Origin of the sequence: Longimicrobium sp., assembly GCF_048594345.1 — a bacterium.
Taxonomy (GTDB): Bacteria; Gemmatimonadota; Gemmatimonadetes; order Longimicrobiales; family Longimicrobiaceae; genus Longimicrobium.
Genome location: NZ_JBMDXM010000016.1, coordinates 22,540 through 31,212 on the forward strand (window position 1 = coordinate 22,540; position 8,673 = coordinate 31,212).

Consider the following 8,673-nt stretch of genomic DNA (forward strand, 5'->3'; position numbering starts at 1 on the left):
GGAGTGTGTAGGAGTGCGAAAGTGCGAAGTGCGGGAGTGCGAAAGTGAAGAGTGCCCGGTGCCGGGTGCCCAGCAGGATTCCGCTGGGCACCGGCACCGGGCACTCGACTCCATCACTCAGCTGCCGATGACGATCTCCACGCGGCGGTTGGCCGCGCGACCCGCCTCGGTGCGGTTGCTTTCCACCGGCTGCGTGCTGCCGTGCGCGAACACCCGCACGCGGCCCGAGGGGAAGGTGGCGGCGCTGCGGCGCTCCAGCCACTGCTTTACCGCGATGGCGCGGTCTTCGGACAGCTGCTGGTTGGCGGCCGCGTCACCCACGTTGTCGGTGTGGCCGTGCACCTCGACCGCCAGCGAGTTGATGGACAGCTCGTCGAACAGCTGCTGCAGCTCGCGCTCCGTCTGCGGCGTGAACTCCGCCGAGCCGGTGGCGAACGAGATCTTGACGTTGCGGCGTCCCACCACGCGCGTCACGCGGCTGGTGGAGTCGGCGAACGTCGTGGTTTCGGCGCGGCCCACTTCGCCGCCCGCCCGCGACGCCACGGCGCGCAGGTAGCTCACGTCCACGATGCTGTCGTACGCCGGTACGCTGGGCACCAGGTCCGGGTACTGCTGCGTGACGATCTTGCCGAACACCGTGTACACGGAGCGAAAGCGGCTGGTCTCCGGCGTGCTTCCCTGCGCCAGGCCAAACAGCAGCAGGTTGTCCGCCAGGTTGTTGGCCTTGGATCCGCCCAGCTCCACCGGGATCCCCTGCTTGTCCGGCTCCGTCACGCCTTTGTAGTACTTTTCCCAGTACGCCGCGTCGGCGCCGGCTTCCTGGTAGATCTCCTGGCTGATCTCGGCCGCGCGGCTCAGCGCCTGCGGGTGCGCCAGCACCTGGTCGCCGCCCTGCGTAAAGGCGGTGAGCAGCTTTTCAACCGTGGCGCGGTTGTCCTGGTTCCACTTGCGGATGCCGATGAGCACGTGCGGCATCTGCGAGCTGTACTCCTTGGTGGAGACGACGGACACCAGCCCGCCGCGCTCGCGCGCCGCCGTCACGTCCGCCGGCGTCCAGGTGACGATGCCGTCCACGCAGATGCGCTTGGTCTCGCCCGTGCGGCGCCCGTTCTCGACCACCGGGCGCTCTTCGCAGTAGTTGGACACGTACTTTTCGGTCGCGTCCACGTAGCTGCTGGTGTTCACCCAGTTGACCGCGTTGGGGTCGTAGGTGCGCTCGTCGGGGTTGTTGGCCAGGCCGTTGTCGCCCATGAAGCGCTGGGCGATGTTCCAGTCGCCGTCGCGCAGCACGCCCGCGATTACCGCGCCCCGCATGCTCTGCGGGTTGTCGCGCCACTTCTGCGGCCCCATCAGCTTGTCCTCGCCGCGCGAGTAGCCGCACGAGCCGACGATCTCGGCGCGGTACTCGGGGCCGAAGCTTTCCTCCAGCTGGGTGTTGAGCGCCGCCAGGAACGCGCCCGCGCCGTCACCCATGATGCCGATGAAGTGAATGCCGTCGCGCGGCTGCGCCTGCCCGCCGTGCAGCCCCTGCGCAAGCCGGGTAAGCTGCGCCATCAGCTGGCTGTTGTCGTCCTGCCGGCTGATGAACACCTTGATCCCCTGCTTTTCCATCAGCGAGCCCTCGGTGGTCACCGGGCCGCCGTTGGAGTAAAGGCATCCCATCTGGCTGTTCCACGCCCAGAAGTTGATGCGCACCTCCGGAGCGCCGGGAAGCGCCGCCGGCTTGTCGCTGGGCAGCCCGGCGAACGCCGCGTTGCTCTGGCTCTGCTCGGTGGCCGCGTCCAGCCCCTCTACCTTGTCGGGCGTAAGGGATCCGATGATGCCGCGGCCGTAGCCGTTCTGCGCCGCGAAGCGCAGCCCCAGGCCGATGAGGAGGATGACGACCAGCCCGCCCAGCACGCGGACGGTCTTCTGCCCGGTCGAAGTCAATCGCATGGATGGATCGCGAGTTCAGGTTGTACCACCGCCGGCCGCGCACGCGCGCGGCCGGTTGCCGTTGCGGGACGGCTCAGCCGCCCTTGCTGCGCAGCTTGCCGCGCCAGCGGTCTTCGGGGTTGGCGCCCATGGGCGTGCCGCCGGCGATGCCGGTGCTGAAGCCCGCCAGCGGGTCGCCCGCCCCCACCGGCCGCGGCGCCGCGGCCGCCGTCTCCCCCGCCTCGGCCGCCGTCACCTTCTTCTCGGCCTCGGCCAGCTGCGCCAGCCCGTCCTGCCGGAACGCCATCTGGTTCAGGTCCACAGCGTGGTCGAAGTCGGTCAGGTCGATCAGGGTCTGCAGCTCGCCCAGGCGCTTTTCGTAGTCGTCGCGAATGCGGGCGGCGGCCATGTCGCGCACCTCCAGCAGGTCCGTATCGCCAAAGATCCCCTGCGCCGCCGTGGTCGCCGCCGCCACCGAGCGGGTGATGGCGTGCTTGTCGGCCAACTGGTTGGCCTCGTCCTCGGCCGTCTGGATGTGGTAGTCGGCGCGGCGCAGCACCCGCTGCAGCAGGGTTTCGATGTTCTCCATCTGCCCCTTCATCGAGTTGTACTCCTCGATGTCGCGCGAGCGGCGCGCGGCGATCTCGGCGTGGGCGTTCAGCCCGTCGTCGTCGCCCGTCCCCTTGGCCGCGGCGGCCAGGCGCAGCGCCTGCTGACGCTCCTTTTCGCTCTTGGCGATCTTGGCTTCCAGCATCCGCCGCACGCCCACAAGGCGGCCCAGGCGGTCCTGGATGATCTCCCTCCGCTGCTTCATCTGCTTGACGAAGGACTTGAGGATGGAGACCGGATCAAGCTCCACGAAGTTGCCGGTGACCCAGCGCGAGATCATCTGCAGGCCGTAGAACAGCAGCGTGCGCGGCCGGTCCCACACAAAGACCATGGCGTACACCAGCGCCAGCGCGCCCAGCAGGAACGTAAGGTACAGCGTGTTCTCGGCCAGCTGGATGAGCTGCGGGAGCACACGGATGAACCCCCACCCCAGCACGGCACCCACGCCGGCCAGGATGGCCATGCCTACCTTGCCCTCGGGGCGCTTCCAGTACGAGCGCTTGCCGGCGGGCTGCGTGGACGAGGGAGAAAGGTCGCTCATGGACCGCTACTTGGCGTTGGAGGTGATGAACGGGGCAATGCGCGCGCGTTCCGCGGCCAGCTCGGCCTCGACCACGGCGTACGATGCGGCGAACCGCGCGGAGTTGCCGTCGATCGCCGCGCGCGCCTCGGCGATGCCGCGCTCCAGCTCCACGCGCGTGGCCTCCAGCTGGCGAATCTCGTCGGCCTTTTTGGCGATCTCGGCCTTGGCCGCGTCGATGCGCTTTTGCGTGGCGCCGATGCTGTGGTCCGTCTCGGCCTGCACCGCCTTGTCGAACGCCTGGCGCTCGGCGGCCAGGATGGCCAGGCGGTCGTCGATGGCCTCGGCCACCTGCTGCGGCGTGACGCCGTGGCTGGCCTGCGCGGCGCTCAGCGCCAGCTGCGCGCGCTGCGCCGGGTCGCCGATGGCGCCCAGGGCCGAGTACAGCGTCTGAAACTGCGTGTACGCGGCCTTTTTGCTCCCCTGGCAGGCGGCCTGAAGCCCCTGGACGAACTCCGGGTCCACCGTCGCGGCGGCCACCGCGGCCGGCACCCCGGGCGCCGAGCCGGCGGTGGGCGCGGACGCAGGCGCGGCGCTGGGAGCCGCCGGGCGCGGAGCGGCCGGCCTGGCGCCGGGGGCGCCCGCGGGGGCCTCGACCTCGTTGCCGTCCTCGTCAAGCACCACAAAGGTGCCCCGGGCGTCTCTGCCCGCGTCCTTGAGCTTGTCGAAAAGGTCCTTCATGGGTCTCGCCGCGGCGCGGGGCCGCCGTGCAGGGGTGGGGGATCGGAAGTCCGGAAACCGATGTCCCGTGTGAACGCCTGGTCGTGCGGGTGCGCCGCAAGACGTTGGTTCGATACGGGTTACGCCGGATGGGAGTTTCGTTCTGCTTTTTTTAGAAGTCCGGGCGCGAATGGAGGACCGGCTGCGGAGTGCGGATTCGCGAGGAGGTCCTGATGAGGCGGGCGAAGGCGCCTGCCTCGGCGCGGCGCGGCGCCCCGGGCGCGGCAGGCCCCACGCGGGCGCCGGCGGCCGGAGCGGTAAGTTTGCAGACGGCTGGATTTTAGTTGACGGGCGCCGTGGGGGCAAGCCTTCTGCGCGTCGCGCGGGGACGCGGCGGGAGTGTCGAGGTGGGGCTGGATGCGGTGAGCTTCGGATGGCTCCGCGCAGGCCCCCTCCGGGCGGGCACCACCCGCCCACCTCCCCCGAAACTGCCGGGGGAGGTTGGTGTCGGGCCGGCGGCGGCGAGCTTCGGATGGCTCCGCGCAGGCTCCCTCCGGGCCGGCACCACCGGCCCACCTCCCCCGAAACTGCCGGGGGAGGTTGATGTAAGGCAGGCTGGGGTGCGTCCGGGAAGACCGGGTGCGGGATGGTGGGCCGCCCTCCTCCCCGGCCCTCCCCCGCAAACTGCGCGGGGGAGGGAGGTGCGACGCACCTTTTTGAATCGGGACCGAAGTTCTCCCCTCTCCGTGAGGAACGAACGGGGAGGGGCCGGGGGAGGGGCACCCCGGCGGACGCAGTTCGATCCCTCTTTTTCTCTCGCCATCCTCCGCCCCCCCGGCTACATTGTGCCCCGTCGCACCCATCCGGGCGCCCCCTCGCGGCAGCCCGCCCCGGCCGCATGCCGCACATCCATCCACGCTGGAACGTTCGATCATGGCGCAGACCGCTACCGCGCACCTGCTGGCGGACCGGCAGGTGGACGTCGAGACGCCGGAGCACGTGGCCATCGGCTACGAGCTGGCGGACCTGGGCTCGCGCTTTACCGCGCTGCTGATCGACTGGTTCCTGATCATGCTGGGGACGCTGGGCATCTGGCTGGGCGTGATGGCGCTGGCGTACGCCCTGGGGCTGGACAGCGCCGTGACGGGGGTCGGCCTCGGAATCGTCCTGCTTGCCGTGTTCGTGCTGACATGGGGCTACTTCGTGTTCTACGAAGGGCTGCGCGACGGGCAGACGCCGGGAAAGCGGCGGATGGGGATCCGGGTGGTGCACGACGGCGGCTTTCCCGTCACGGTGCGCGGCGCGGCGGTGCGCAACCTGATGCGCATCATCGACGTTCAGCCCATTCCCTCGTGGGCGGCGGGGGGGCTGACGATGATGCTGCACCCGCAGACCAAGCGCCTGGGCGACCTGGCCGCGGGTACCGTCGTAGTGCGCGACCGCACCGGCGCGCCCATCCCGGAAGAGGCGAAGATCGCCATGCCGGTGGCCCTGGGCCGCCCGCGCCTGACGGACGAAGAGTTCTCCACGCTGGAAACGTACGTCGCCCGCCGCGCGTCGCTCGCCGGCGAGGTGCGCGCGGACCTGTCACGCAAGCTGATGTCGCGGGTGGAGCGCCACTTCGAAGAAGACGCGCGGCGGTGGCAGATGAGCTCCGACGCCTACCTTGCCGCCGTGCACGACGAGGAGATGGCGCGCCGCAGGGCGTCCGGCGCGGGCGGCCGCGCGGGGACGGCGCAGGCCACGGCGCTGGTGCGGCGGCAGCGGGGCGAGTGGGACGAGTACCAGGCGCTGCTGGCCCGGGCGCGCGAGAACGGGCTGGAGACGCTGGGCGAGGCCAGGGTGTCGCGCTTTGCCGCGCTGTACCGCGAGATGGCGGCGGACCTGGCGCGCGCGCGCACGTACGGCGGCTCGCCGGAGCTGCTGTACACCATGGAGCGGCTGGTGGGCTTTGGCCACAACCTGCTCTACCGCCCGCCCACGCGCTCGTGGAGCCGCTTTCGCTCGTTCGCCGGCGGCGGCTTCGCGGCGCTGGCGCGGCGCCGGTGGAAGCCGATCCTGGTTGCCTCCGTCCTTTTCTACCTTCCCACGCTGCTGACCTTTGCCGCCGTGCGGGGCGAGCCGGAGCTGGAGCACCAGCTGCTGAGCGGCGAGATGCTGGCGCGCGTGGAAGAGTCGGTGGAAAAGGAGCGGAAGGGCGAAGGGTACGTGGAGGTGCCGGAGGTGTGGATGCCGGCCATGGCCAGCAGCCTGATCAGCAACAACGTGCAGGTGACCTTCCTGGCCTTCGCGGGCGGGATTCTGGCCGGGCTGGGGACGGGATGGGTGCTGGTGATGAACGGGGTGATGCTGGGCTCCGTGGCCGCCGCGTTCGCCAACCAGGGGCAGAGCCTGCACCTGTGGACCTTCGTGCTCCCCCACGGCGTGATCGAGCTTACGGCCATCTGCATCGCGGGCGGGGCGGGGCTGTGGATGGGCTCGGCCATGCTCCTGCCCGGGCGGCGAACGCGGCGCGAGGTGCTGGTCACGCGCGGCCGCGAGGCCGTGTCGCTGATCGGCGGAACGGCGCTGATGCTGGTGATCGCCGGCACCATCGAGGGCTTCATCTCGCCATCGGAGCTGCCGCGGGAGATCAAGCTGGGCTTCGCGGCGGTTGCGGCGCTGGCGATGGTGGCGTATTTCGCGTTCGCCGGACGCGGCGCGGAGCATCTGAACGCCGCCGAGCACGCCGGCGACCGCTGACCGCCATCGGCCGGAACCGACCGGCGACCATCGACCGAATTCAGGAAATCACCCGACCCATGCGGACACGGAAGCATCTTTTCGAGAAGAACCGCGCGTGGTCCGCGCGAATGACGGAGAGCGACCCGGAGTTCTTTGCCCGCCTGGTGGGGCAGCAGGCGCCGGAATACCTGTGGATCGGATGCTCCGACAGCCGGGTGCCGGCCAACGAGATCGTGGACCTGGCCCCGGGCGAGCTGTTCGTGCACCGCAACGTGGCCAACGTCGTCGTCCATACCGACCTCAACTGCCTGTCGGTGCTGCAGTTTGCGGTGGACGTGCTCAAGGTCAAGGACGTGATCGTCTGCGGGCACTACGGCTGCGGCGGCGTGCGGGCGGCGCTGGAGGGAATCAAGGTGGGGCTGGCCGACAACTGGCTTCGCCACGTGGTGGACGTGCGCGACAAGCACGCGGAGCTGCTGGCCGGCATCGACGATCCCGCGGTGCGGCTTGACCGCATGTGCGAGCTGAACGTGATCGAGCAGGTGAACAACGTCTGCCAGACCACCGTGGTCCAGGACGCGTGGGCGCGCGGGCAGCAGCTGGCGGTGCACGGGTGGATCTACCGCCTGCAAGACGGTCGGCTGCACGACCTGCGCATGTGCGTTACCTGCGCGGACGAGTTGCCCGGCTTTCACGCCTCCGCGCTGGAAATGCTGGTTGCGGAGGGCGCGGTCTGAACGGAAGAAGTCTCAGGATGCCTGGAGGCGCACCACCCCTCCCCCGGGGTTGGGGGAGGGGTCGACCGCCGTCGCGAGGAACGAGCGAAAGGCCGGTCGGGGGAGAGGGCCCGAGGGGGACGCGGAGGAAGGACGGGGAGCTTGGGACTCTTCATCTTCTCCCGCGTCCTCGTCTTTTTTCTGCCCGGCGGCCTCCGCGTGGAACTTGCATTGTATAAAGAGTGCGCGAGGCATGTGGGGTCATGCGCTCGCCGCACCCGACCGACGGAGAAGAACATGGAATTTACCGGAATCCACCACCTGACCGCCGTCTCCGGAAACATCCGCGAGAACTACCGCTTCTACACGCAGGTGATGGGGATGCGGCTGGTCAAGCGCAGCGTGAACCAGGACGACGTGAGCGCCTATCACCTGTTCTACGCCGACGCGGTGGGAAGCCCGGGGACCGATCTCACCTTTTTCGACTGGCCGGTGCCGCCGGAAAAGCGCGGCACGCACAGCATCATCCGCACATGCCTGCGGGTGAACGGGCAGGCGGCGCTGGACTGGTGGGTGGGCCATCTTGCCGACGCCGGCGTGCAGACGCAGGGGATCGCGGAGCACGACGGCCGGCTCACACTGGAGTTCGAGGACACCGAGGGTCAGCGGCTGGCGCTGGTGGACGACGGCGGCGCGGGCGACACGCCGGTGCCGTGGGACCGCGGCCCCGTGCCGCCGGAGTACCAGGTGCGCGGCCTGGGCCCCATCGTGATGAGCGTCCCCGAGCTGCGGATGACGGACATGGTGCTCACCGGCGTGTGCAACATGCGCCAGGTGCGCCGCTATCCGGACCCGGAGAACCCGCGCAACACCGTGCACGTGTACCAGATGGGGCAAGGCGGGCCGCACGCGGAGCTGCACGTGGCGGTGCAGCCGGAAAAGCCCGTGGTGCAACCGGGCGCCGGCGGCGTGCACCACGTTGCCTTCCGCACGCCGGACGAGGAGCAGTACCACGCCTGGGCCAGGCGGCTGAACGAGCTGGGGGTGCGCAACAGCGGCGAGGTGGACCGCTACTACTTTCGCAGCCTGTACTTTCGCGAGCCCAACGGCATCCTGTTCGAGATCGCCACCGACGGCCCCGGCTTCGCGGTGGACGAGAACGCCGAGACGCTGGGTGAGTCCGTGGTGCTGCCGCCGTTTCTGGAGCCGCGCCGCGCGTCCATCGTCGCCGCCCTCAAGCCGATCGACTGAAAAACCCGGGGCTCACGCGGAGACGCGGAGGGCGCGGAGGCGCGGAGGATAAACGGGAGGCCGCGGGTGATGGCCACCCCCGCGTCCTCCTTGTCTTTTCTCCGCGGCTCTCTTTTGCTCCGCGTCTCCGCGTGAGATCTGTTCCCGGATTCTCAGCCGTCCATCGGGCGGCAGCGCAGGGGGTTTTCGTCGGAGTTGTCGTTGGTAAGGTTGATACGC

The 8,673-nt window shown here is 69.8% G+C and carries 6 protein-coding genes; 3 read left to right on the forward strand and 3 right to left on the reverse strand.

The window, feature by feature from the left end; translation table 11 throughout:
* Window positions 1-117: 117 nt before the first annotated feature.
* From ACOJUJ_RS01635 to ACOJUJ_RS01645, 3 genes are all read right to left on the reverse strand, one after another.
* Window positions 118-1,935, reverse strand: coding sequence for an OmpA family protein (locus ACOJUJ_RS01635; RefSeq protein ID WP_420125097.1), 1,818 nt, complete (start codon window positions 1,933-1,935; stop codon window positions 118-120).
* Window positions 1,936-2,008: 73 nt separating this feature from the next.
* A complete protein-coding gene (locus ACOJUJ_RS01640) occupies window positions 2,009-3,064 on the reverse strand; it encodes a hypothetical protein (RefSeq protein ID WP_420125098.1) in 1,056 nt (351 codons plus the stop codon).
* Window positions 3,065-3,070: 6 nt separating this feature from the next.
* Window positions 3,071-3,784: a hypothetical protein gene (locus tag ACOJUJ_RS01645; protein WP_420125099.1), complete on the reverse strand. Its 714-nt coding sequence runs from the start codon at window positions 3,782-3,784 to the stop codon at window positions 3,071-3,073.
* A 912-nt stretch (window positions 3,785-4,696) separates the two neighbouring features.
* Here ACOJUJ_RS01645 and ACOJUJ_RS01650 point away from each other — a divergent pair.
* From ACOJUJ_RS01650 to ACOJUJ_RS01660, 3 genes are all read left to right on the forward strand, one after another.
* Window positions 4,697-6,505 (forward strand): stage II sporulation protein M, encoded by a 1,809-nt coding sequence (locus ACOJUJ_RS01650; protein WP_420125100.1) that lies wholly within the window; start codon window positions 4,697-4,699, stop codon window positions 6,503-6,505.
* 59 nt (window positions 6,506-6,564) lie between these two features.
* Window positions 6,565-7,224: a carbonate dehydratase gene (can, locus tag ACOJUJ_RS01655; RefSeq protein WP_420125101.1), complete on the forward strand. Its 660-nt coding sequence runs from the start codon at window positions 6,565-6,567 to the stop codon at window positions 7,222-7,224.
* Between the two features lie 276 nt (window positions 7,225-7,500).
* Entirely contained in the window at window positions 7,501-8,454 is a 954-nt protein-coding gene (locus ACOJUJ_RS01660) for a ring-cleaving dioxygenase (RefSeq protein WP_420125102.1), read from the forward strand.
* Window positions 8,455-8,673: the final 219 nt, after the last annotated feature.

Bases quoted from the DNA above. Each gene is read 5' to 3' on its own strand.
- ACOJUJ_RS01645 (WP_420125099.1), bottom strand. From the start codon at position 3,784: ATGAAGGACCTTTTCGACAAGCTCAAGGACGCGGGCAGAGACGCCCGG.
- ACOJUJ_RS01635 (WP_420125097.1), bottom strand. From the start codon at position 1,935: ATGCGATTGACTTCGACCGGGCAGAAGACCGTCCGCGTGCTGGGCGGG.
- ACOJUJ_RS01650 (WP_420125100.1), top strand. From the start codon at position 4,697: ATGGCGCAGACCGCTACCGCGCACCTGCTGGCGGACCGGCAGGTGGAC.
- can (WP_420125101.1), top strand. From the start codon at position 6,565: ATGCGGACACGGAAGCATCTTTTCGAGAAGAACCGCGCGTGGTCCGCG.
- ACOJUJ_RS01660 (WP_420125102.1), top strand. From the start codon at position 7,501: ATGGAATTTACCGGAATCCACCACCTGACCGCCGTCTCCGGAAACATC.
- ACOJUJ_RS01640 (WP_420125098.1), bottom strand. From the start codon at position 3,064: ATGAGCGACCTTTCTCCCTCGTCCACGCAGCCCGCCGGCAAGCGCTCG.